This is a genomic window from Frigoribacterium sp. PvP121, from assembly GCF_017833115.1.
GTDB classification, from domain to species: domain Bacteria; phylum Actinomycetota; class Actinomycetes; order Actinomycetales; family Microbacteriaceae; genus Frigoribacterium; species Frigoribacterium endophyticum.
The window spans coordinates 136,160-157,230 of sequence record NZ_JAFIBR010000001.1; the positions used below are offsets into that span (position 1 = coordinate 136,160).

Here is a 21,071-nt window from a genome sequence, read left to right on the forward strand (position 1 = left end):
CCTCCACCCGTGAGAGTCGACGGGACTGTGCGGGCGGCTCCGCCGGCACAGCACGGGGCGGTCGCCCCGAGACCCGGACACCCCCGGAACGACGAGAGGCCCAGACTCCCATGCGCGAGGTATTCCAGCAGGAACTGCAAGAGGTGCAGGAGCGCCTCGTCGAGATCGCGGGCCTCGTCGCCGTCTCGATCGAGAACGCCACCACGGCCTTCAACGACTCCGACGTGACGCTGGCCGAGAAGGTCATCGCCGACGACGACCGCATCGACGAGCGCGCGATCGCCCTCGACGAGCTCGCCATCGACATCCTGGCGCGCCAGAACCCCGTCGCCCGCGACCTCCGCATCGTGGTCAGCGCCCTGCGCATCAGCGCGTCGCTCGAGCGCATGGGCGACATGGCCGAGCACATCGCCCAGCTCGCCCGCTACCGCTTCCCCGAGAAGGTCGTGCCGAAGTCGCTGCGCCCGACCTTCCAGGAGCTCGGCCGGCTCGACGTCGCCATCGCGAAGAAGCTCACCGAGCTGCTCACGACGGAGGACGTCCGCCTCGCGGAGGAGATCCGCAACGACGACGACCGCATCGACGAGCTGCACCTCAGCGTCTTCGACAAGGTGCTCGGCGAGACCTGGAAGGGCGCGGCGGTCGACACCGTCGACTCGACCCTCGCGTCGCGCTACCACGAGCGCTTCGCCGACCACGCCGTCTCGATCGCCAAGAAGGTCCAGTACCTGGCGACCGGCGACTGGGTGGCCGCCGAGGTCTGACCCGCTGCGGGATGATGGGGGGATGGCTTCTGTCGCGATCCTCGTCAACGGTCTGCCCGGCTCGGGCAAGACCACCGTCTCGGCCACGCTGGCCGGCGTGCTCGGCTGCCCGCTGCTCGCGGTCGACCCCGTGCAGGAGGCGCTGGCCGACCTGGCCGGGCCGATGATCGCCCCGCAGGCGGTGCGGCGCATCGCCGTGGACGCCGTCTGGGCGATGGCCGGCGAGGTCGAGGCCGGCGTCGTCGTGGACGCGGGCTGGCGGCCCGACGACGACCTCGACGGCGTGCGCGCCGGCGTCGAGCAGGCCGGTTCGCCCCGCGTGCTCGAGGTGTGGTGCGAGGTGGCTCCCGAGCTCGCGCTCGCCCGCTCGGCGGCGCGCGTCGAGGGCGGCGGCCGCCACCCCGTGCACGGCACGGCCGACGAGCTGGCCGCCGGCTGGGCCGACCGGGTCGAGGGCGCGGGGCCGCTCGGCGCCTGGCCGGTCGTGCGCGTCGACACGAACGGCGAGGTAGACGTCGATTCCCTCGTGATGGAGATCAGCGCGCACTTCGTGTGACGGGACGGAGCCCGCCCCCGCACGACGGCGGGGGCGGGCTCCGATGGCGAGGACGCCCCTACAGGCCCTTTTTCTCCCCCTGCGCCGCGACGGCGGCCGCGCCGGCGGCGGCGGCCTGCGGGTCGAGGTAGCGGCCGGGGCCCGTGGGGCGGAAGTCGTCGTCGAGCTCGTAGACGAGCGGGATGCCGGTGGGGATGTTGAGCTCGGAGATCTCGTCGTCGCTGATGCCGTCGAGGTGCTTGACCAGCGCGCGCAGCGAGTTGCCGTGGGCGGTGACCAGCACGACCTTGCCCTCGGCGAGGCTCGCGGTGATGTCGCTCTCCCAGTAGGGGATCATGCGCTCGATCACGAGGGCGAGCGACTCGGTGCGCGGGGCGTCGACGCCGAGCTCGGCGTAGCGGACGTCGTGCGCCTGCGAGAACTCGCTGTCGTCGTCGAGGGGCGGCGGCGGCACGTCGAACGAGCGACGCCAGGTCTGGAACTGCTCGGGGCCGTACTGCTCGAGGGTCTGCGCCTTGTCCTTGCCCTGCAGGGCGCCGTAGTGGCGCTCGTTGAGCCGCCAGGAGCGCTTCACGTCGATCCAGAGGCGGTCGGCCTCCTCCAGGGCGATGTCGGCGGTCTGGATGGCGCGGGTGAGGCGCGAGGTGTACAGGATGTCGGGCTGCATCTGGTGCTCGACGAGGAGCTCGCCGGCGCGCTTCGCCTCGGCGCGCCCCTGCTCGCTGAGGCGGACGTCGACCCACCCCGTGAAGAGGTTCGCCTGGTTCCACTCGCTGTTGCCGTGACGGAGGAGGATGAGCGTCGAAGTCATGCCTCCAGCGTATCGCCGACGCCCCGGGCTGTCAGACTCGGAGCCATGCCCATCGGATCGATCACGCGCGGCACGACCGGCACCAACCGGCTCCGCCGCGTCGACCGGTGGATCGCCGCGCACCCCGTGCTGCGCCGTGCCGACGACCCGCTGGTCGTCGACCTCGGCTACGGGGCCAGCGCGACCACTCCCCTGGAGCTGCACCAGCGCCTCCGGAAGGTCCGGCCCGACGTCGAGGTGGTCGGCATCGAGATCGACCCGGAGCGGGTGCGGCTCGCGTCGCTGTCGGCGCGGCCGGGCGTGAGCTTCCGGCTCGGGGGCTTCGAGGTGCCGCTGGACGGTGGGCGACCACCGGCCGTCATCCGTGCGCTCAACGTGCTGCGGCAGTACGACGAGTCGCAGGTCGACGCGTCGTGGCGGCTGATGACGTCGCGGCTGCAGCCCGGCGGGGTGCTCGTCGAGGGCACCTGCAACGAGGTCGGCCGCGTCGCGAGCTGGGTCGACGTCACCGAGGCGGGGCCGCAGACGTTCACGGTCGCGCTGCACCTCGCCTCGCTCGAGGTGCCGTCGATCGTCGCCGAGCGGCTGCCCAAGGCGCTCATCCACCGCAACGTGCCGGGCGAGCGCGTGCACGACCTGCTGGTCGACCTCGACCGGCAGTGGGCGATCGCGGCCCCGCTCTCGGTCTACGGGCCGGTGCAGCGCTGGATCGCGACCGTGGAGGGGCTGCGGGCCGCCGGCTGGCCCGTGCGGCACGGCCGGACGCGCTGGCGGCTCGGCGAGCTGACCCTGCCGTGGAGCGCGGTGGCGCCCCGGGCCTGAGCCCGCGCGGGCGCCGCTCAGACGACGGCGAGGCGGCGGCGCGCCTCGTCGTGCGGGAGGCCCGTGGCCATCAGCAGGTCGATGACGAGCGGGCGCATCATCAGCACCACGATCGCCTCGGTGACCGGGGCGCCGGGCGCGACGACGGCCGGGTCGAGGCGCCGGCCCACCGCGCTGAGGGCCTCCCTCGCCGCGGGCAGGCGCTCGACGTCGTCGACCGAGCCGCCGAGCACGACGACCGCGCGGCCCGTGCTCTCGACGAGGTCGGCGAGGCCGAGCCGGTCGCGCCCGTCGCCGAGCGACGTGTCGACCCGGCGGGCGATCACCCGGAGGTTGCGCACCGCGAGGTCGACGTGGAGCCGCAGCGACTGCTGCTGACGGAGGTGCGGGAGGCGCGACCTCAGGAAGGGCGAGAGGCGCGAGATCGAGACGGCCGACTCGAGCGTCGACGCCCAGTCGTCGAGCAGCGGCTGCGTCGACCTCAGGCGCCGGAGGGCCTCGTCGGCCCGGCGGACGTCGTCGGTGCGGAGCGCAACGACGAGCGCCTCGAAGGCGGACCCGACCTCGGCGAAGAGGGCCCGCGCGTCGGCCCGCGCCAGCCCGACCGGGTCGCGCGGCACGATCGCCGTCACCGCGAGGGCGACGAGCCCGCCGACCGCTCCGTCGACGCTGCGCACGAACGGGCCGCCCTCCGGGTCGGGCAGCAGCATGACGAGCATCGACTGCGTGGCGGCGGCCGCGGCGAACGCGCTGCTCGGCGACGCGAAGCGGGCGACCGCGAGCACGACCAGCAGCACGGCCGCGACCTGCCAGAGCCCCTTGCCGAGCACGAGCAGCATGACCTCGCTGAGGGCGATGCCGATCAGCACGCCGACCGCGTTCTCGAGCACGACGCGGGGCCGGGCGTCGCGGGCCAGGCCGAGCGACGAGATCGTGATCGTGACGGCGAGCAGAGGCACCGCGTGGCCGAGCCCCAGGTGCGTGATCGCGTACGACGCGCTGGCGGCCACGACGATCTGCACGATCGCCGGCATCGACGTCACCGTGCGACGGGTCGCCGCCCGGGGGTCGAAGCCGCGGGAGGCGCGCGAGGCCGCCCGACGGACGGCACCCGGCTGCCGGGTCGCCACCCGGGCCGCCTAGCGGCGGACGGCTCCCAGGCGCGGCAGCCGGGGCACCCCGGCGGCGGCGCCCGCGGAGGCCGGCACGATCGTCTGCGGAGCGGCGGCGACGACGATGTCGGCCGAGAGCACCGCGAGGGGCGCGGTCTCGTCGGTGGTGCGCTTGACCACGGCGAGCGCGACGGGGCCGAGCTCGTGGTGGACGGCGGAGCTCGTGACGCGGCCCACGGGGGCCAGGTCGGCGAGCGGGGTGCCGGCGGCGGTCGCCTCGGCGACGGCCGCCACGGTGACGACGGGGTCGCCGGGGGCGGGCAGCACGGTGTCGGAGCCGTCGAGGTGGAGCATCACCAGGCGCCGCGGCGGGTGCCCGATGTTGTGCACCTTGGCGACGGTCTCCTGACCCCGGTAGCAGCCCTTGGCCAGGTGGACCGCGGAGCGGAGCCAGTCGAGCTCGTGCGGGATGCTGCGCTCGTCGACCTCGGTCGACAGGCGCGGGCGCCAGGCCTCGATGCGCAGGGCCTCCAGGGCGAGCGTGCCGGCAGCGGGCAGGTCGGACGCGGCGAGGGCGGCGAGGTCGGCCCGGTCGACGAGCACCTCGCGGTAGCTCCAGTCGCGGCCGGGGTGCGTCTCGGCGTCGGCGTAGCCGTGGCCGCCGGGGGCGACCTCGCGCCAGGGGTCGACCCAGACCACGGGCACGCCGGCGGGGGCGAGCACCGGGACGGGCAGCTCGACGTCGGCCAGGGCGCCGATCGTGGCGACGTCGGCCGTGCGGTCGGCGACCTCGACCCGCAGCATGAAGCGCATCCGGTCGAGCCAGGCGCGCAGGGGCTCGGCCTCGACGCGGTCGACGAGCAGCCAGGTGGTCTCGCCGTCGTCGACGACGCGGGCGGCGTGCTCGAGGCGGCCGTTGGCGTCGAGCAGGAGGGTCTCGGTCGACCGACCGGGCTCGAGCCCGAGCAGGGCCTGGCTCGTGAGCGAGTTCAGCCAGCTGAGGCGGTCGGGGCCGCTGACGGTGAGCACGCCGCGGTCGGAGAGGTCGACGACCGCCGCGCCGCGGACGAGCGCCCGCTGCTCGGTGAGGGGGTTGCCGTAGTGCGCGGCGACCCCGCTGCCGTCGTCGACGAAGCCGTCGCGCGCCGCGAACGGCGACACGACGACGGGGGCGGGGTCGGCGGCCGACGGGCCCGCGACTCCGGCGGCCGGGGCGTCAGTCAACGCGGGCCAGGCGCCCGGAGGCGTGGGTGCGGAGCTCCTGGCCGAGGGCCGCGATGTCCCAGGCCCAGAGCAGGTGGTTCTCGACGAGGCCGTACATGCGCGTGGCGGCCGAGTACTCCTTCGCGTTGCTCGAGCGGAGCACCGCGTCGGTCGACAGGTCGATGCGCGGGCCCTTGACCCGGCCCAGGTAGAGCTCGTTGACGCCCGTGGGGTGCACGAGCTGCACCTCGAGGCCGAACCCGTCGTCGGGGCGGCGGAGGATCTCGACGGTCTGCGCCGACCGGAAGGGCGCGACGCCCTGCCCGGGCAGCATGCCGGGCCCGCGGTCGCCCACCTCGGCGGGGCGCTCGAGGCGCCAGTAGCCGGTCTCGCTCGCCAGGGGCGTGCGCTCGTCGTCGAGCAGCCAGCTGAACGAGCTGTAGTTCAGGTAGGGCAGGCCGTCGTGGCTGAAGCTGACGCGCTGACCGAACTCGTGCGTGCGACGGACGGCCGGGGGCGCGCCGTCGACGGGGGCGTCGGGGTCGCCCTCGCCGATCTTGTAGTCGACGACGCCCGTGCCCTCCCACACGCCGATGAGCCAGGACAGCGGGACGAGCTCCGCAGGGAGGTCGGTGGGGATGTCGATCACGGGTCTAGCGCTGGCCCTTGAAGAGCTTGACGAGGACGACGACGGAGACGAAGGCGATGGCCAGCGACGCGAGGGCGAGGAGCCCCACGTAGAACATCTCGAGGGCGAGCAAGGAATCCATGCCGCAAGACTACCCGCGCGGCACCGTCGGCGGGAGGGGCGGGACGCGGCGCCCAGGGGCTGCCCAGCGGCGGCGGGGCACCGGGCTCAGTGGACGAGCGCGAGCACGCCCGTCGTCACGGCGAGGATGACGAGGCTGCCGCAGAGCGTGAGGACGCAGCGCGAGACCAGGCCGTCCTTCTCGCTGGCGGCGAGCTGCAGCACGAAGCTCAGGATGATGCTCGTGGCCAGCACGAGCGGCAGCCACACGTAGAAGTCGTCGCCGGGGGCGGCGATCGAGACGACCACCGCGACGATCAGCGTGAAGGCCCAGACGGGCACCACGGTCAGCGGCTTGAGGCGCACGCGGCGGCTGGTGGGCGGGACGGCCGGGGTGGTCACTGCGCAGTTCTCCGTTCGTGGCCCGAGCCCCGGGGGGCGTCGACACGTGGTCGAGCCGGGCATCACTCGTGTTTTAGACTGCCGACCATACATTCACTGGAGGTCCGTGTGGCGCAGCTGTTGGTCTTGACCTCTGCGGGCAGCCCTGACGTGCTCCCGGCTCTGGCTCTCCTCAGCCACCGTACCCGGCAGATCCCGGCCGAACCCGCACAGCTGGTGAACGCGCCCTCGAGCGACCTCATCTTCGTCGACGCCCGGGCCGACCTCGCCAGCGCCAAGTCGCTCTGCAAGATCCTCCGCACCACGGGCGTCACGGTGCCCCTCGTGCTCGTGCTCACCGAGGGCGGCCTGACGGCGGTCAACTCCGAGTGGGGCGTCGACGACGTCATCCTCGAGACGGCCGGGCCCGCCGAGGTCGACGCCCGCATCCGCCTCGTGACGGGCCGGCTGGCGCAGTCGCAGACCGGCTCGAAGATCCACGCCTCGGGCGTCGTCATCGACGAGGCGAGCTACTCGGCCAAGGTGCACGGCCGACCGCTCGACCTCACCTTCAAGGAGTTCGAGCTGCTCCGCTTCTTCGCGACGCACCCCTCCCGCGTCTTCACGCGCGAGCAGCTGCTCAGCGAGGTGTGGGGCTACGACTACTTCGGCGGCACCCGCACGGTCGACGTGCACGTGCGGCGCCTCCGCGCCAAGCTCGGCGACCTCGAGTCGCTGATCGGCACGGTGCGCAACGTCGGCTACCGCTTCAACGTGTACGACGACGACCTGCCGGGGCCGGGCGCGTGACCCCCGCCGACGTCGAGGCGCTCGCCCGCGCGGCCCAGGCGGTCGACGGCAGCCCGCCGGTCAACGACCAGGCGCTCGTCGAGGTGCGCTCGGGCGAGGCCCGGGTCGTCGAGGCGCCGCACGCGGCCGCGGTGCTGCGCTCCGTCGGCGGCGGCGACGACGGCCCGGCCGGCACCGAGGTCGAGCTGGTCGTGCACCCCGACCACCGTCGCGAGGGCCTCGGCGCCCTGCTCGCGCAGCGGGTCCTCGACGAGACGACAGGCCCGACCACGTTCTGGGCCCACGGCGACCACCCGGGCTCCCGCGTGCTCGCCGCGCGCTTCGGGCTCGACGAGACCCGGCGCCTGCTGCAGCAGCGCGCGCCGGTGGCCCCGCGCACCCCGCGCCTCCGCGAGGGCGACCGCGTCGCCGCGTTCCGCCCGGGCACCGACGACGCGGCCTGGCTCGACCTCAACGCCCACGCCTTCGCGAGCCACCCCGAGCAGGGCTCGATCGACCAGGCCGACCTCGACGCCCGACGGGCCGAGCCGTGGTTCGACGCGGGCGACCTGCTCCTGCTGTGGCGGGGCGACGAGCTGCTCGCGTCGTGCTGGCTGAAGCTCGAGGCGGGCCAGCCCGGCGAGTTCTACGCCGTCGCGGTCAGCCCCGACCACCAGGGCGAGGGCCTGGGAGGCGCGGTGGTCGACGCCGGGTTCGCGCGCCTCGCCGAGCGCGGCGCCGACACCGCCGCCCTCTACGTCGAGGGCGACAACGAGCCGGCGCTGAGGCTCTACGCCGGCCGGGGCTTCGTCGACCACGCGGTCGACGTGCAGTGGACCCTGCGGCGCTGACGCCGCCGGGCCAGGACGACTCCAGGGGGAGAGACATGAGCGAGACGCAGGGGACGCCGGGCGACGAGCACCGCGACGGCGGGCCGGGCGGCCGGGCCGAGGGAGTCGACGGAGTCACGGGAGTCGCGGACTCCCCCGCGGCGCCGCGGCGACGTCGTCGTCGCACCGTGCTGGTGGGCGCGGGCGTGCTGCTCTTCCTGCTCGCGGCGGCGGCCGCCGTCGGCGTCGGCCGGACGGCGGCGTCGCACCGCCCCGAGGCCGCCGTCGCGGCGTACCTCGAGGCCCTGCAGCAGGGCGACGCCGAGCGCGCCTTCGCCCTCGACGGCACCGAGGTCGGCGACGACGACGTCCTCCTCACCGACGAGGCCTACGCCGCGGCGAGCGACCGGGTGAGCGACTTCGACGTCGCCCCGGCGGTCGTGGACGACGAGTCGGCCACCGTCGAGGCGACCGTGCAGCAGGGCGGCGAGGCGGGCCCCCGGTGGCAGCAGTCGTTCGCCCTCGTGAGCGACGGCCGCGACCTCCTCTTCTTCCCGCGGTGGGAGCTGGAGCCGGTGGAGCTCGGCACGCTGACCGTCCAGGTCGGCGCGCCGTCGTCCGCGACCGTCTCGGTCGCCGGCGCCGAGCTGCCGCGGGGCGACTCCGCCACGGTGGAGCTCCGCGCCCTGCCGGGCAGCTACGACGTCGAGCTCGGCGGCGGCGGCGACCTCTGGGGCGCACCCGCCGCGACCGGCACCGCCTCGGGCGCCGGCAGCCGCGGCACCCCGGCCGTCCTCGTGGCCGAGCTGACCGAGCAGGGCGAGGCCTCGGCCCGGGCGGCCGTCGACGGCTGGGTCTCCGGCTGCGTCGGCAGCCCCGACCCCCGCCCCGAGGGGTGCAGCTTCGCCCTCCTCAACGGCGACGGCGGCTACGAGCTGTCGAACCAGAAGTGGACCCTCGAGACGGCCCCGACGTACGACGTGGGCGAGTGGGACGGCACCGGCTGGGACGTCACCTCGGTGACCGAGGGGGCCGCCTCCTACAGCGCCGACGCTCGCGACGCGTCGGGGGCGACGGGCACCTTCGGCTCGGTCTCGCCCGTGCCCGTCCGCGTGGCCGGGGTCGTCACGGACGTCACGCCGGAGGGCGCGGCGTTCGAGGCCGGCCCCTTCCTCTAGGGCCGGAGCACGTCGGGGTACGTCGGGGTACGTCGTCGACGCCTCCGGGGGCTACTCCGACCCGGCCTCCGGGCTGCCACCTGGCTCACAGCGCGACGGAGTGGATTGTGGGGACCGCACGATCCCCACGAGCTGCAGGAGAACACCATGAACCCCGTCCGTTTCCTCTCCGACCTCGGAGTCCAGAGCAAGCACGCCTACTGGGGCGGCTTCGCCTCCATCGTCATCGCCCTCGTGGCCTGGCTCGCGTCGCAGGGCAAGGACTCGAACGACAAGGCCCAGTCCGACCGCTGGGGCATCTTCATCGGCCACTGGGCGCCCACGTTCTTCGGCCTCGGCATCGCGCTGAAGCTCGAGGAGAAGAAGTAGCACCAGCGCGACCACCACGAACGCCCCCGCGACTCCGCGGGGGCGTTCGTCGTCTCAGCGGGGCGTCGTTCGACATGTGATATCTTCGATCTCAGTCCTGACCCGAGAACCCGCTCGGGCGACCGACCGAGGGGCCCCATGCGGATCGTCCACCTGACCGACACCATGTCGAACACCGCCAACGGCATCGTCAACGTCGTCGTCGACCTCGCCACGGCGCAGGCCGCCCGGGGCCACGAGGTCTGGGTCGTCTCGGCGGGGGGCGACTGGTACGACCTGCTCCACGCCCACGGCGTCTCGACGGCGGAGGTCGACTTCAGCCGGCGGGCGCCCCGTGAGCTGCCCGCCACCCTCCGACGCCTGCGGGGCCTGCTCCGCCGGCTCGGGCCCGACGTCGTCCACGCGCACACCCTGACGCCGGCCGTGCTCGTCGCCGTCGCCGCCCCCCGGGTGCCGTCGGTCGCGACGGTCCACAACGAGTTCCAGCGAGGAGTCGGGGTCATGGGCCTCGCCGACGCCGTGGTCTGCGTCAGCCGGGCCGTCGAGCTGTCGATGCGTCGACGGCCCCTCGCCCGCCGGAAGACCTGCACCGTCACGAACGCGACGATCGGCAGCCCCCGGCGCCCGGGGCGCCCGGCAGCCGCCGACCTCGGGCACCCCGCCGTCGTCGCCGTCGGCTCCGTCACCCGCCGCAAGGGCTCCGACGTGCTCGTGGCGGCGTTCGGCAGGGTCGCGGAGGCCCACCCCGACGCCCAGCTCTGGTTCGTCGGCAACGTCGACGAGCCCGACACCCTGGAGGCGGCGGCCGGCGCCCCGTGGAGCGACCGCGTGCACACGGTCGGCTCGGTCGCCGACCCGAGGCCGCACCTCTACGGCGCCGACATCGCGGTCACGGCCTCGCGGCGCGACCCGTTCCCCCTCGTCGTGGGCGAGCAGCGCGAGGCGGGCCTCGCCTGCGTCGTCAGCTCGGCGGACGGCCTCCCGGAGGCCGTCGACCACGGCGCGGCGGGCGTGGTCTTCCCGTCCGGGGACGTCGACGCCCTCGCGCGCACCCTCGACCGCCTGCTCGGCGACGAGGCGGCCCGGGCCGACCTCGGCGAGCGCGCCCGCCGCGGCCTCGAGCGCGCGCACGTGACCCGCATGACGGGCGAGTACCTCGCCGTCTACGACCGGCTGCTGAGCGAGGGGCGACGCCGATGACCACGACCCGCCCCGCCCCGGCCCCCGGCGTCGACGGCGCCTCCGCCTCGACCCGCTGGCGACTGGTCGACAGCCTGCGGGGGTTCGCCCTCTGCGGCATCCTGCTCGTCAACGTCCCCGACATCACCCGGCTGGGCAGCGCGGTGCCGTTCGACGCCGAGGCCCCCGCGAGCACCACGCAGACGCTGCTCGAGTTCGCCGTGCAGACCCGCTTCGTCCCGATCTTCGTCGTCCTCTTCGGCCTCAGCCTCCAGCTCGTCGTCGACTCGGCGCGGCGCCGCGGCACGGCCCCGTGGCTGCCGGTCGGCCTCCGCCTCCTCGCCCTCCTCGGCATCGGCTGCCTGCACGCGGTCGTCTACCCCGGCGAGGTCCTCCGCGAGTACGCGGTCGTCGGGCTGCTCGCGCTCCCGGTCGTGCTCTGGGCGCCCCGGTGGCTGACGCTCGCGCTCGGCGCCGTCGGCACCGTCGCGGCCTACGCCCTGTTCGGCGGCGGGCTCGCGTCGCTGCCCGGTCTGGTGCTGCTGGGTGCCGCCGGCGCCTCCTGGGGCCTCCCCCGCGCCCTCGAGCGCGGCGGCAGGCCGGTCGTGGCGACGCTGGGGGTCGCCGCCGTGGCGAGCGTGGCGGCCGTCGCCTGGCAGACCACCCAGCCCGGCGACCCCCGGTTCACGACCGCGGGCGGCGTCGCCGGGCTGGCCCTGGCCGTGACGTACACGGCGGCTCTGACCCTGTTGTGGTCCACGCGGGCGCGGGTCGTCGTCGCGGCGGCCTTCGAGCCCCTCGGCCGGATGGCCCTGTCGAACTACGTGAGCGCCTCGGTCGTCGTCGTCGCGCTCTCGGCGGTCGTGCCCGCCCTCGACTGGGCGCACATGACCTCGCCGCTCCCCGCCGTCCTCGTCGCGCTGGTCGTGCTGACGGTGCAGTCCGTCGTCAGCAGGGCCTGGCTCCGGCACTTCCGCTACGGCCCCGTCGAGTGGGCGTGGCGCACCGTCACGTGGCGTCGACGAGCCCCGTTCCGGGGCGGCGTGCTCTGACCACGGCCGTCACGCCGCCGGCGCAGCCTGAGCCGCCTCCAGCAGCGACCGCGCGACCGAGCGGGCGTGCTCGAGGGGCTGGTCGAAGGTCTCCATCCCGACCGTGACGATCGCCCCCTCGTGCACGAGCATGAGCGTCCGGGCCAGGTCGTCGGGGCGGGTGAGCCCCGCCTCGCGGCAGAGCTCGGCGAAGAGCGTGAGCAGCCAGCCCTTCTGTCGCGCCGCCTCGGGGAAGACCGCGTTGCCGTCGTGCCCGTCGCCGACCTCCGCCCGTGCGTTGATCGCGCTGCAGCCCTTGCCGCCGTGCTGCCGCGACCAGTCGACGGCGGCGTCGAACACGGCGAGGACGCGCGCGACCCCGGGCTCGGGCACCTGCGCCAGGTGGGCGGCGAGGTGCTCCCGCCACCGGGCGTCGCGGTGGCGGAGATACGACACGACCAGCGCCTCCTTCGAGCCGAAGCGGTCGTAGAGCGTCTTCTTCGTGACCCCGGCCGCCTCGGCGATCGTGTCGACGCCGACCGCGTGGATCCCCTGGTCGTAGAAGAGGTCGGAGGCGGCGTCGAGCACGCGACGGGCCCCCGGCGTGAGCGGGGGCGGGGCGGGGACGGCGAGGCCGCCGTCGGGGCTGTCGAGATCGACCATGCCTCGACTATACCGATGTGTATAGTCGACGCCATGAGTAAACCGATCAGTGTACCGAGCGGCGTCGTCGTGGTCGGCGGCGCGGTCGCCTTCGTCCTCGCCTGGAGCTCGGGCTTCACGCTCGCCGCCCTCGCGACCGTCGACGTGCCGGCGACGACCCTCCTGGCCTGGCGGTTCGCCCCGCTCGCCCTCGTGCTGCTCGTCGTCACCGGCCTGCGCGGCGGCCTGCGCGGCGTCGCGCGCGGCGACCTCGGGCAGCAGGCCGTCGTCGGGCTCCTGGCCCAGTTCGGCTACTGCGTCTTCGTCTACGCGGCCGTGGCCGCGGGGGTGGCGACGGGCACGACGGCGCTCGTCGACGCCGTGCAGCCGCTCGTCGTCGCGACCCTCGTCGGCCCGCTGCTCGGGCTCCGGGTGCGCGGCGGGCAGTGGGCGGGGCTCGCGCTCGGCGCGCTCGGCGTCGTGCTGGTCGTCGGCTCGCAGCTGGGGGCCTCCTCCGCCGCCCCCGCGGCGTACGCGCTGCCCGCCCTGGCGATGGCCTGCCTCGTCGCCGGCACGCTGGTGGAGCGCCGAGCGCCCGTGCGCCTCCCCGTCCTGACCACCCTGACGCTGCACGTCTCCGTCACGGCGCTCGCCCTCGTCGTGCTCGCCGTCGCCACGGGCACCCTGCGGCCGCCCCTCGACGCCTCGTTCTGGCTGGCCGCCCTCCTCGCCGCGGCGCTGCCGACCCTCGCCGCCTACGGCCTGTACTGGTGGCTGCTGCGGCGCCTCGGCGTGACGGCCGTCAACGCGCTCCTCTTCCTGGTCGCGCCGACGACGGCGCTCACCGGCGCCCTCCTGCTCGGCGAGCCGTTCTCGCTCGCCACCCTCGGGGGCTTCGCGCTCAGCGCCGCGGGCAGCGCCCTCGTGCTGGGCGGGGAGCGCGGGAGGCGCGGGGCAGCACCCGAGGAGCCCTCCCCCGGTGCCCGCCCGCCCCTGACGTCACCTGCCGTTCACCGTCGGTGACCCCGACCGGTCACCGCGGGTGGCACGATGGGGGGCATGGACAGCGAACCACGCGTCGACGGCGCCGGCGTCACCCCTGATTTCCTCGACGACTTCGACGAGATCGTCAGCTTCGAGGAGGGCACGTTGCCCGCCGAGCGGTACCTCGACCGCGAGCTGAGCTGGCTCGCGTTCAACCAGCGCGTGCTCGAGCTCGCGGAGGACCCGTCGACGCCGCTGCTCGAGCGGGCGAACTTCCTCGCCATCTTCGCGAGCAACCTCGACGAGTTCTTCATGGTCCGGGTGGCCGGCCTCAAGCGCCGCATCGCGACCGGCCTCGCCGTGCCGACCAACGTCGGCCGCGGCCCCAACGAGGTGCTCGCCGACATCAGCGCAGCGGCCCACGATCTGCAGGAGCGGCACGCCCGGGCCTTCCTCGACCTCGTGCGGCCCGCCCTCGACGACGCCGGCATCCACATCGAGAACTGGTCCGACCTCGAGGAGGCCGACCGGGTGCGCATGCGCGAGATCTTCACCGAGCAGATCTTCCCCGTGCTGATGCCGCTCGCCGTCGACCCGGCCCACCCCTTCCCGTACATCTCAGGGCTCTCGCTCAACCTCTCGGTCCGGGTGCGCAACCCCAAGACGATGCGCCAGGAGTTCGCGCGCCTCAAGGTGCCGCAGATGCTGCCGCGCTTCGTCCAGCTGCCCGACAACGACAGCGGTCGCGTGCGCTTCATCCCGCTGGAAGACCTGATCGCGAACCACCTGCAAGACCTCTTCCCGGGCATGGAGGTCGTCGAGCACCACGTCTTCCGCGTCACCCGCAACGAGGACGTCGAGGTCGACGAGGACGAGTCGGAGAACCTCATCCAGGCGCTCGAGCGCGAGCTGCTCCGCCGCCGCTTCGGCCCGCCGATCCGGCTCGAGATCACCGACGACATGGACCCGGTCACGCTCGAGCTGCTCGTGCGCGAGCTCGACGTCACCGACCAGGAGGTCTACCGCCTGCCGGCGCCGCTCGACCTCGCGGGCCTCTTCGAGATCACGAAGATGCCGCGGCCCGACCTCAAGTACCCCAAGCACCTGCCGACGACGGCCGTCCAGCTGCAGCCGACCGAGCCGAACATGAAGCCCGACATGTTCGCGAGCATCGCGCGCCGCGACATCCTCGTGCACCACCCCTACGAGTCGTTCGCGACGAGCGTCCAGGCCTTCCTCGAGCAGGCCGCGGCCGACCCGAACGTGCTCGCCATCAAGCAGACCCTGTACCGCACGAGCGGTGACAGCCCCATCATCGAGGCCCTGATCGACGCCGCCGAGGCCGGCAAGCAGGTGCTGGCCCTCGTCGAGGTGAAGGCGCGCTTCGACGAGCAGAACAACATCACCTGGGCCCGCAAGCTCGAGAAGGCCGGCGTCCACGTCGTCTACGGCCTGGTCGGCCTCAAGACCCACTGCAAGCTCGCCCTGGTGATCCGCCAGGAGAAGGGCACGCTGAAGCACTACACGCACATCGGCACGGGCAACTACAACCCGAAGACGAGCCGCATCTACGAAGACATGGGCCTGTTCACCGCCGACGACCAGGTCGGGAAGGACCTGACGCGGCTCTTCAACGAGCTCTCCGGCTACGCCATCGAGAAGAAGTTCAAGCGCCTGCTGGTCGCTCCGCGCTACCTGCGCCGCGGGCTGCTGAAGCAGATCCAGACCGAGATCGAGCACGCCCAGGCGGGCCGCGCCTCCGGCATCCGCATCAAGATCAACTCGATCGTCGACGAGCAGATCATCGACGCGCTCTACCGGGCGAGCCAGGCCGGGGTGCCGGTCGACGTGTGGGTGCGCGGCATCTGCACCATCAAGCCGGGGCAGCCCGGGCTCAGCGAGACCATCCGGGTGCGCTCGATCCTCGGGCGCTACCTCGAGCACTCGCGGCTGTTCTGGTTCGCGAACGACGGCGACCCGCAGGTCTTCATCGGCAGCGCCGACATGATGCACCGCAACCTCGACCGCCGGGTGGAGGCACTCGTGCGCCTCACCCAGCCCGACCACCTCGACGAGGTCGGCTCGCTCTTCGAGCGCGCGATGAGCGACGAGACGGCGTCGTGGTGGCTCGCCGCCGACGGCACCTGGACGCGCCACGCCCGCGACGAGGCGGACAAGCCGCTCGTCGACATGCAGAATTCGCTGATGAAGATGATCACGCAGCGGAAGAAGAGCAGCCGGTGACGGTGGCCTCCACGACGGTCGTCGCGGCGGGCGCCGTGTGCTTCCGGTACGTCGGGGGCGCCGTGCGCGTGCTGCTCATCCACCGTGACCACCACGGCGACGTCTCGCTGCCCAAGGGCAAGGTCGACCCCGGCGAGTCGACGCCGCAGACCGCGGTGCGCGAGATCCACGAAGAGACCGGGTACCGCGTCTCGCTCGGGGCGCCGCTCGGCACGGCCGAGTACGTGATGCCCGGCGGGCGCGACAAGGTCGTGCACTACTGGGCCGCCGAGGTCACCGACGAGTCGTTCGCCGCCGCGGGCACGTTCGTGCCCAACAGCGAGGTCGCGGCGATCCGCTGGGTGCCGCTCGCTGAGGCGCGGGCCGCCCTCACCTACGAGCGCGACGCCGAGGTGCTCGACCGGTTCGCCGACCGCGTCGAGCGCGGGGCGGCGCGCACCTTCGCCCTCGTGGCGCTGCGCCACGCCAAGACCACGTCGCCGGCCGAGTGGAGCGGCTCCGACGCGACCCGCCCGCTGCTGCCGCAGGGGCGCCGGCAGGCCAAGACCATCGCCCCCGCGATCGCCGCGTGGGCCCCGCAACGGCTCATCAGCAGCACCGCGGCCCGCTGCCTCGCGACCCTGGAGCCGCTCTCCGCCCTGACCCACGTGGGCGTCAAGCAGACCGACTCGCTCAGCCAGGACGCCTTCGAGCGCCACGACGACGACGTGGTCGGGGTCGTCGCGAAGAGGCTCAAGAAGAGGGTGCCGGCCGTGTTCTGCACGCACGCCCCGGTGCTGCCGGAGCTGCTGCGACAGATCGCCACGAGCACGAAGGGCGGCGAGCGGCTCGACCTGCGCCGCGCCTCCTCGCTGAGCCCCGCCGAGTTCACGGTGCTGCACGTCTCGGTCGAGGGCGGCGCCCTCGTCGCCGTCGAGACCCACGGGCCGGTGGGCTGAGGCCGCTGCCGCACCACGGCCCCCGGGGTCGGTGCCGAGCCCCCGGGGCCGCCGTCGAGGCGGTCGCCCCGGGGGCTCGGTCGTCGAAGGGCGGCAGCACGGCGCCCACGTCGCCGCGGCCCGTCGCGCCCGCGGCGGGCCGGATGCCCGGCCGATGTTCCCGCCTCGTTAACCTCCCGTTCACCGGCGCAGACGACCGTGGTCAACCTGCCGCCGTAGCGTCACGCACGGGCCGGCACCTGGCCCGCACACACAGCCAACACACTCCACGAAGGAACCTCTGTGAACTTCAAGCGCACCGGCAGCATCTTCGCGATCGCCGCGGTCGGCACCATGCTCCTCGCGTCCTGCGCCGGCAACGAGGGCGCAGCGGAGGCCGGCGACTCCGCCAGCGCCTCCGACCTCTCGGGCACCATCAACGGCATCGGCTCGTCCGCCCAGGGCACCGCCGAGACCACCTGGGCCGCGGGCTTCCAGACCGCCAACCCCGACGTCACCGTCAACTACGACCCGCAGGGCTCCGGCTCGGGCCGCACCAGCTTCATCTCGGGCGCCGCCGACTTCGCCGGCTCCGACGCCGCGCTCAAGGACGAGGAGCTCGCCAGCGAGTTCGCCGCCTGCGCTCCCGGCACGAAGGGCATCGACCTGCCCGTCTACATCTCGCCCATCGCCCTGGCCTACAACGTCGAGGGCGTCGACGACCTGACCCTCGACGCGGCGACCATCGCCGGCATCTTCAAGGGCACCATCACCACGTGGGACGACGACGCCATCGTCGCCCTGAACCCCGACGCCGACCTGCCGAGCGAGTCGATCACGGCCATCCACCGTTCCGACGACTCGGGCACGACGCAGAACTTCACCGAGTACGTCAAGGCGAACGCCGGCGACGTCTGGGACGCCGAGTCGGGCCAGACCTTCCCGTACAGCACCGGTGACGCCGCCAAGGGCACGTCGGGCGTCGTCGACGCGATCAACAACTCGACCAACTCGATCGGCTACGCCGACGAGTCGGGCATCGGCGACCTCTCGGCCGCCAAGCTCATGGTCGGCGGCGAGGCCAGCGAGCTGACCGCCGACGGCGCGTCGCAGGCCGTCGCCGCCTCGCCCCTCGCCGAGGGCCGCGAGTCGAACGACCTCGCGATCAAGCTCGACCGCACCTACGACGAGGCCGGCTCGTACCCGCTCGTCCTGGTCAGCTACCTGATCACCTGCTCCGAGTACGCCGACGCCGAGAAGGGCGCCGTCGTCAAGGCCTACGCCGAGTACGTCGCCAGCGACGAGGGCCAGGAGGCCGCTGCCGACCAGGCCGGCTCCGCGCCCCTGTCGAGCGACCTCGCCTCGAAGGTCGCCGACGCGATCGCCACCATCAAGTAGCACCTGCTGCACCCGGCCTGGGTCGCGCGCACCCCCGCGCGACCCAGGCCGCTCCCCTGCTGCGGCCCGCCGCAGCGCTCCGCCCCGGCGGTGGCCCACCCGAAGGCCCGCCGCCGAGAAACTCACCCGAGCAGGAAGAACCAGGGAATGACCGTCGCCGCCACCACCCCCACGACGAAGGCCACGGTGCGCCCCGGCGACCGCGTCTTCTCGGGGGCCACCCTCTTCTCCGGCATCCTCATCCTCGTGGTGCTCGCCGCCGTCGCGCTCTTCCTGGTCGTGCAGAGCCTGCCGGCGTTCGTCGCCGAGGCCGGCACCCTGCCGAACGACGCCACCAACTTCTGGTCGTACGTCGGGCCGCTCGTCTTCGGCACGGTGTGGGCGTCGCTGATCGCCCTGCTGATCGCCACGCCGCTCGCCCTCGGCATCGCGCTCTTCATCTCGCACTACGCGCCGCGCCGCATCAGCCAGGGCCTCGGCTACGTCATCGACCTGCTCGCCGCCGTGCCCAGCGTCGTCTTCGGCCTCTGGGGCGTCCTCGTGCTCGCTCCCTTCGTGCAGCCCTTCTACGCGAACCTCGTCGACTGGTTCGGCTGGCTGCCGCTCTTCGCCGGCCCCGTCTCCGGCACCGGCAAGACCATCCTCACCGCCGCCATCGTGCTCGCGGTCATGGTCCTGCCGATCATGACCGCCGTCATGCGCGAGATCTTCTTCCAGGCCCCCGTGCTGCACGAGGAGGCCGCGCTGGCGCTCGGCGCCACCCGGTGGGAGATGATCCGCCTCGCGGTGCTGCCCTTCGCCCGCTCCGGCATCGTCTCGGCGATCATGCTCGGCCTCGGCCGGGCCCTCGGCGAGACCCTCGCCATCGCCATCGTGCTCTCGCCCGCCATCGTCGTGAACTTCGCGCTGCTGGGCTCGCAGAACCCCAACACGATCGCCGCGAACATCGCCCTCCAGTTCAACGAGGCCGTCGGCGTCGGCGTCAATACGCTGATCGCCTCGGGCCTCGTCCTCTTCGTCATCACGCTGGCGGTCAACATGCTCGCCCGCTTCATCGTCAACCGCCGCAAGGCCTTCTCGGGAGCGAACTGATGTCGGTCGCCGCGCGCACCACCACGAACACCCTCACCGCGGGCAAGCTCCCCCGGGGCACCGCCTGGGGCCTGCTCGTCGGCAGCTGGGTCCTGTTCTCGGTCGTCTTCCTGCTGCTGCAGGCCGGGGGCATGACGGAGGACTTCAACATCGTCGGGGCCCTGTTCTTCGGGACGATCCTCTTCGACGTCCTGATCGTCGTCGTCTCCCGCATCGTCGAGGGCGGCCGCAAGGCCGTCGACCGGCTGATCACGTCGCTCGTGACGACGGCCTTCATCGTCGCCCTGCTGCCGCTCGTGTCGCTGCTCTACACGGTCGTCTCGCGGGGCCTGAACCGCTTCGACGGCGAGTTCTACACGTACTCGATGCGCAACATCATCGACTCGGGCGGCGGGGCGCTGCACGCCATCATCGGAACGCTCGAGATCACGGCCTTCGCCGCCCTGATCAGCATCCCGATCGGCCTGCTGACCTCGATCTACCTCGTCGAGTACGGCCGCGGCGCGCTGGCCCGCAGCATCACCTTCTTCGTCGACGTCATGACGGGCATCCCGTCGATCGTCGCCGGCCTCTTCGCCTACGCCCTGTTCTCGCTGTTCGCCGGCCCCGGCGTCCGCTCCGGCGCGATCGGCGCCGTCGCGCTGGCCGTCCTGATGATCCCCGTCGTCGTGCGCTCCAGCGAGGAGATCCTCAAGATCGTCCCGAACGAGCTGCGCGAGGCGAGCTACGCCCTCGGCGTGCCGAAGTGGCTGACGATCCTCAAGATCGTCCTGCCGACGTCGCTCGCCGGCATCACGACCGGCATCATGCTGTCGATCGCCCGCGTCATCGGCGAGACGGCTCCGCTGCTGCTCACCGCCGGGTTCACGGCCAGCATGAACTACGACCTGTTCGGCGACCGCATGATGACGCTGCCCGTCTTCGCGTACACCCAGTACGCGAACCAGGGCCCCAACTCCTCCGACTTCCTCGACCGCGCCTGGACGGCGGCCCTGACGCTCATCCTGATCGTCATGCTGCTGAACCTCCTGGCCCGCCTCGTGTCGAAGCTCTTCTCCCCCAAGCTCGGTCGCTAGACCCGAACCGGCCCGACCCCAGAAGGAAGCACCGTGTCCAAGCGCATCGAGGTCAACGACCTCAACGTCTACTACGGCAAGTTCAAGGCCGTCGAAGACGTCAACATCACCATCGAGCCCCGCACCGTCACGGCCTTCATCGGCCCCTCCGGCTGCGGCAAGTCGACCTTCCTCCGCACGCTCAACCGCATGCACGAGGTCATCCCCGGCGCGTACGTCGAGGGCGAGGTGCTGATCGACGGCAACGACCTCTACGGGCCCGGCGTCGACCCGGTGCTCGTCCGCCGCCAGGTCGGCATGGTCTTCCAGCGCCCCAACCCCTTCCCCACCATGAGCATCCGCGACAACGTGCTCGCCGGCGTCAAGCTGAACAACCGGCGCCTCTCGAAGGGCGACCAGGACTCCCTCGTCGAGAAGTCGCTCCAGGGCGCCAACCTCTGGAACGAGGTCAAGGACCGCCTCGACAAGCCCGGCTCCGGCCTCTCCGGCGGCCAGCAGCAGCGTCTCTGCATCGCCCGTGCGATCGCGGTCTCCCCCGACGTCGTGCTGATGGACGAGCCCTGCTCGGCCCTCGACCCGATCTCGACCCTCGCCATCGAGGACCTCATCGAGGAGCTCAAGCAGGAGTACACGATCGTGATCGTGACCCACAACATGCAGCAGGCGAGCCGCGTCAGCGACAAGACCGCCTTCTTCAACATCGCCGGCACCGGCAAGCCCGGCAAGCTCATCGAGTACGACGACACCGCGACGATGTTCTCGAAGCCCAGCGTCCAGGCCACCGAGGACTACGTCTCCGGCCGCTTCGGCTGATCGACGCCCGGCCCGCCGGGGCCGACCCTGCGACGACGGAGGCGGTCCACCGGTCTGGTGGGCCGCCTCCGACGTGCTGTGGGGGGAACACGACGGAGGCGGTCCACCGGTCTGGTGGGCCGCCTCCGTCGT

General features: G+C 73.1%; 22 protein-coding genes. 16 read left to right on the forward strand and 6 right to left on the reverse strand.

The annotated features are described in order from the left end of the window. Nucleotides 1-110 precede the first annotated feature (110 nt). Both phoU and JOE43_RS00605 read left to right on the forward strand, forming a co-directional pair. Complete coding sequence (gene phoU / locus JOE43_RS00600; RefSeq protein ID WP_056057055.1) at nt 111-764, forward strand: phosphate signaling complex protein PhoU; 654 nt, start codon at nt 111-113, stop codon at nt 762-764. 22 nt (nt 765-786) lie between these two features. Then, nucleotides 787-1,320, forward strand: a complete 534-nt coding sequence (locus JOE43_RS00605; RefSeq protein WP_209513865.1) for an AAA family ATPase — start codon at nt 787-789, stop codon at nt 1,318-1,320. Between the two features lie 58 nt (nt 1,321-1,378). Here the strand turns inward: JOE43_RS00605 and JOE43_RS00610 are convergent, their stop codons facing one another. Then, the gene (locus tag JOE43_RS00610) at nt 1,379-2,131 is read right to left on the reverse strand and encodes a phosphoglyceromutase (RefSeq protein WP_056057060.1); all 753 of its coding nucleotides are present in this window, start codon (nt 2,129-2,131) and stop codon (nt 1,379-1,381) included. A gap of 45 nt (nt 2,132-2,176) precedes the next feature. Between JOE43_RS00610 and JOE43_RS00615 the strand changes: the two genes are divergently transcribed. After that, nucleotides 2,177-2,953: a class I SAM-dependent methyltransferase gene (locus JOE43_RS00615; RefSeq protein WP_209513867.1), complete on the forward strand. Its 777-nt coding sequence runs from the start codon at nt 2,177-2,179 to the stop codon at nt 2,951-2,953. 17 nt (nt 2,954-2,970) lie between these two features. Here JOE43_RS00615 and JOE43_RS00620 read toward each other — a convergent pair whose 3' ends face one another. From JOE43_RS00620 to JOE43_RS00635, 4 genes are all read right to left on the reverse strand, one after another. After that, nucleotides 2,971-4,083 carry an aromatic acid exporter family protein gene (locus tag JOE43_RS00620; RefSeq protein ID WP_209513869.1) on the reverse strand — a complete coding sequence of 371 codons (1,113 nt, stop codon included), beginning with the start codon at nt 4,081-4,083 and terminating at the stop codon, nt 2,971-2,973. 9 nt (nt 4,084-4,092) lie between these two features. Next, on the reverse strand, nt 4,093-5,226 hold the full coding sequence (locus tag JOE43_RS00625; RefSeq protein ID WP_209518927.1) for a folate-binding protein YgfZ: 1,134 nt from the start codon (nt 5,224-5,226) through the stop codon (nt 4,093-4,095). Between the two features lie 55 nt (nt 5,227-5,281). Next, nucleotides 5,282-5,917: an FABP family protein gene (locus JOE43_RS00630; protein ID WP_056057068.1), complete on the reverse strand. Its 636-nt coding sequence runs from the start codon at nt 5,915-5,917 to the stop codon at nt 5,282-5,284. Between the two features lie 207 nt (nt 5,918-6,124). Next, on the reverse strand, nt 6,125-6,418 hold the full coding sequence (locus JOE43_RS00635) for a hypothetical protein (RefSeq protein WP_167260190.1): 294 nt from the start codon (nt 6,416-6,418) through the stop codon (nt 6,125-6,127). Between the two features lie 108 nt (nt 6,419-6,526). Here JOE43_RS00635 and JOE43_RS00640 point away from each other — a divergent pair, with 108 nt between their 5' ends. The 6 genes from JOE43_RS00640 (at nt 6,527) to JOE43_RS00665 (ending at nt 11,794) form a co-directional block, all read left to right on the forward strand. After that, on the forward strand, nt 6,527-7,207 hold the full coding sequence (locus JOE43_RS00640) for a winged helix-turn-helix domain-containing protein (protein WP_056057071.1): 681 nt from the start codon (nt 6,527-6,529) through the stop codon (nt 7,205-7,207). Further along, on the forward strand, nt 7,204-8,037 hold the full coding sequence (mshD, locus tag JOE43_RS00645; RefSeq protein WP_209513871.1) for a mycothiol synthase: 834 nt from the start codon (nt 7,204-7,206) through the stop codon (nt 8,035-8,037). The genes JOE43_RS00640 and mshD overlap by 4 nt, the downstream gene beginning before the upstream one ends. Before the next feature lie 35 nt (nt 8,038-8,072). After that, nucleotides 8,073-9,194: a hypothetical protein gene (locus tag JOE43_RS00650; protein ID WP_209513873.1), complete on the forward strand. Its 1,122-nt coding sequence runs from the start codon at nt 8,073-8,075 to the stop codon at nt 9,192-9,194. Between the two features lie 147 nt (nt 9,195-9,341). Further along, complete coding sequence (locus JOE43_RS00655; protein WP_209513875.1) at nt 9,342-9,563, forward strand: hypothetical protein; 222 nt, start codon at nt 9,342-9,344, stop codon at nt 9,561-9,563. A 138-nt stretch (nt 9,564-9,701) separates the two neighbouring features. Further along, entirely contained in the window at nt 9,702-10,763 is a 1,062-nt protein-coding gene (locus JOE43_RS00660) for a glycosyltransferase family 4 protein (RefSeq protein ID WP_209513877.1), read from the forward strand. Continuing rightward, nucleotides 10,760-11,794 carry a DUF418 domain-containing protein gene (locus tag JOE43_RS00665; protein WP_209513879.1) on the forward strand — a complete coding sequence of 345 codons (1,035 nt, stop codon included), beginning with the start codon at nt 10,760-10,762 and terminating at the stop codon, nt 11,792-11,794. Before JOE43_RS00660 ends, JOE43_RS00665 begins: the two co-directional genes overlap by 4 nt. A 9-nt stretch (nt 11,795-11,803) precedes the next feature. Here the strand turns inward: JOE43_RS00665 and JOE43_RS00670 are convergent, their stop codons facing one another. Beyond that, nucleotides 11,804-12,436 carry a TetR/AcrR family transcriptional regulator gene (locus tag JOE43_RS00670; protein WP_209513881.1) on the reverse strand — a complete coding sequence of 211 codons (633 nt, stop codon included), beginning with the start codon at nt 12,434-12,436 and terminating at the stop codon, nt 11,804-11,806. Nucleotides 12,437-12,469: 33 nt separating this feature from the next. Between JOE43_RS00670 and JOE43_RS00675 the strand changes: the two genes are divergently transcribed. The 7 genes from JOE43_RS00675 (at nt 12,470) to pstB (ending at nt 20,939) form a co-directional block, all read left to right on the forward strand. Further along, entirely contained in the window at nt 12,470-13,438 is a 969-nt protein-coding gene (locus JOE43_RS00675; RefSeq protein ID WP_209513883.1) for a DMT family transporter, read from the forward strand. A gap of 36 nt (nt 13,439-13,474) precedes the next feature. Next, on the forward strand, nt 13,475-15,643 hold the full coding sequence (locus tag JOE43_RS00680) for an RNA degradosome polyphosphate kinase (RefSeq protein WP_056057086.1): 2,169 nt from the start codon (nt 13,475-13,477) through the stop codon (nt 15,641-15,643). Then, the gene (locus JOE43_RS15795; protein ID WP_167260204.1) at nt 15,640-16,581 is read left to right on the forward strand and encodes an NUDIX hydrolase; all 942 of its coding nucleotides are present in this window, start codon (nt 15,640-15,642) and stop codon (nt 16,579-16,581) included. The genes JOE43_RS00680 and JOE43_RS15795 overlap by 4 nt, the downstream gene beginning before the upstream one ends. Before the next feature lie 282 nt (nt 16,582-16,863). Further along, nucleotides 16,864-17,958, forward strand: coding sequence for a phosphate ABC transporter substrate-binding protein PstS (pstS, locus tag JOE43_RS00690; RefSeq protein WP_209513886.1), 1,095 nt, complete (start codon nt 16,864-16,866; stop codon nt 17,956-17,958). A gap of 147 nt (nt 17,959-18,105) precedes the next feature. Beyond that, the gene (gene pstC, locus JOE43_RS00695) at nt 18,106-19,050 is read left to right on the forward strand and encodes a phosphate ABC transporter permease subunit PstC (protein WP_209513888.1); all 945 of its coding nucleotides are present in this window, start codon (nt 18,106-18,108) and stop codon (nt 19,048-19,050) included. Next, nucleotides 19,050-20,126 carry a phosphate ABC transporter permease PstA gene (gene pstA / locus JOE43_RS00700; RefSeq protein WP_185233710.1) on the forward strand — a complete coding sequence of 359 codons (1,077 nt, stop codon included), beginning with the start codon at nt 19,050-19,052 and terminating at the stop codon, nt 20,124-20,126. Before pstC ends, pstA begins: the two co-directional genes overlap by 1 nt. A 33-nt stretch (nt 20,127-20,159) precedes the next feature. Beyond that, complete coding sequence (pstB, locus tag JOE43_RS00705) at nt 20,160-20,939, forward strand: phosphate ABC transporter ATP-binding protein PstB (RefSeq protein WP_209513889.1); 780 nt, start codon at nt 20,160-20,162, stop codon at nt 20,937-20,939. Nucleotides 20,940-21,071 lie beyond the last annotated feature (132 nt).